Source organism: Acinetobacter sp. 22301 (assembly GCF_052045285.1).
Classification (GTDB): Bacteria; Pseudomonadota; Gammaproteobacteria; order Pseudomonadales; family Moraxellaceae; genus Acinetobacter; species Acinetobacter pittii.
This window is the reverse complement of sequence record NZ_JBQEOR010000024.1, coordinates 1-1,625: the sequence shown is the minus strand read 5'-3', so window position 1 is coordinate 1,625 and position 1,625 is coordinate 1. Positions and strand designations below refer to the sequence as shown.

Genomic DNA, 1,625 nt, shown 5'->3' with positions numbered 1-1,625 from the left:
ATCCACTGTTTCTGCTTCAACTGTTAACTCGCCATCAGCAAAGCCTGCCGGTACTTCTGCTGTATAGCTGCCATCCGGTTGAACTGTTGCCGTCACTTGTTGCTCAAGTGGATTACCTGACTGGTCTTGACCGGTAATCGTCAAGATCACTTCACTACCCGGTGCAACATCAGTCGTTCCACCTGTGATATGACCTTGGTTATCCACATCAACAGAAATCGTGCCATCAACTCGATCTAATCCACCTTGATCCGGTGTAGATGGATCATTGTCATGATCGGTCTTCACAAGGCTATCTTCAGCATTGACTGGTGTACCGTTACGATCCTCTGTTTCTGCTTCAACTGTTAACTCACCATCAGCAAAGCCTGCCGGTACTTCTGCTGTATAGCTGCCATCCGGTTGAACTGTTGCCGTCACTTGTTGCTCAAGTGGATTACCTGCCTGGTCTTGACCGGTAATCGTCAAGATCACTTCACTACCCGGTGCAACATCTGTGGTACCGCCTGTGATATGACCCGTGTTGTCTACATCAACTGTAATCGTGCCATCAACCCGGTCTAGACCATCTTGACCTGACAGATTGTCTTCAGCATTAAGTGGTGTACCGTTACGATCCACTGTTTCTGCTTCAACTGTTAACTCGCCATCAGCAAAGCCTGCCGGTACTTCTGCTGTATAACTGCCATCCGGTTGAACTGTTGCCGTCACTTGTTGCTCAAGTGGATTACCTGCCTGGTCTTGACCGGTAATCGTCAAGATCACTTCACTACCCGGTGCAACATCTGTGGTACCGCCTGTGATATGACCCGTGTTGTCTACATCAACTGTAATCGTGCCATCAACCCGGTCTAGACCATCTTGACCTGACAGATTGTCTTCAGCATTAAGCGGTGTACCGTTACGATCCACTGTTTCTGCTTCAACTGTTAACTCGCCATCAGCAAAGCCTGCCGGTACTTCTGCTGTATAGCTACCATCCGGTTGAACTGTTGCCGTCACTTGTTGCTCAAGTGGATTACCTGACTGGTCTTGACCGGTAATCGTCAAGATCACTTCACTACCCGGTGCAACATCTGTGGTACCGCCTGTGATATGACCCGTGTTGTCTACATCAACAGAAATCGTGCCATCAACTCGGTCTAATCCACCTTGATCCGGTGTAGATGGATCATTGTCATGATCGGTCTTCACAAGGCTGTCTTCAGCATTAAGTGGTGTACCGTTACGATCCACTGTTTCTGCTTCAACTGTTAATTCGCCATCAGCAAAGCCTGCAGGTACTTCTGCTGTATAGCTGCCATCCGGTTGAACTGTTGCTGTCACTTGTTGCTCAAGTGGATTACCTGCCTGATCCTGACCTGTGATGGTTAATGTGACTTCGCTGCCCGGTGCAACATCAGTCGTTCCACCTGTGATATGACCTTGGTTATCCACATCAACTGTAATGGTGCCATCAACTCGATCTAGACCATCTTGACCTGACAGATTGTCTTCAGCATTAAGTGGTGTACCGTTACGATCCACTGTTTCTGCTTCAACTGTTAACTCGCCATCAGCAAAGCCTGCCGGTACTTCTGCTGTATAGCTGCCATCCGGTTGAACTGTTGCCGTCACTTGTTGCT

1 protein-coding gene is annotated in these 1,625 nt (G+C 48.6%); it reads right to left on the bottom strand.

From position 1 onward, the window contains the following. Window positions 1-1,625, bottom strand: a 1,625-nt coding sequence (locus tag ACTJJH_RS18335) for a hypothetical protein (RefSeq protein WP_440601570.1), incomplete at both ends; no start/stop codon positions are given.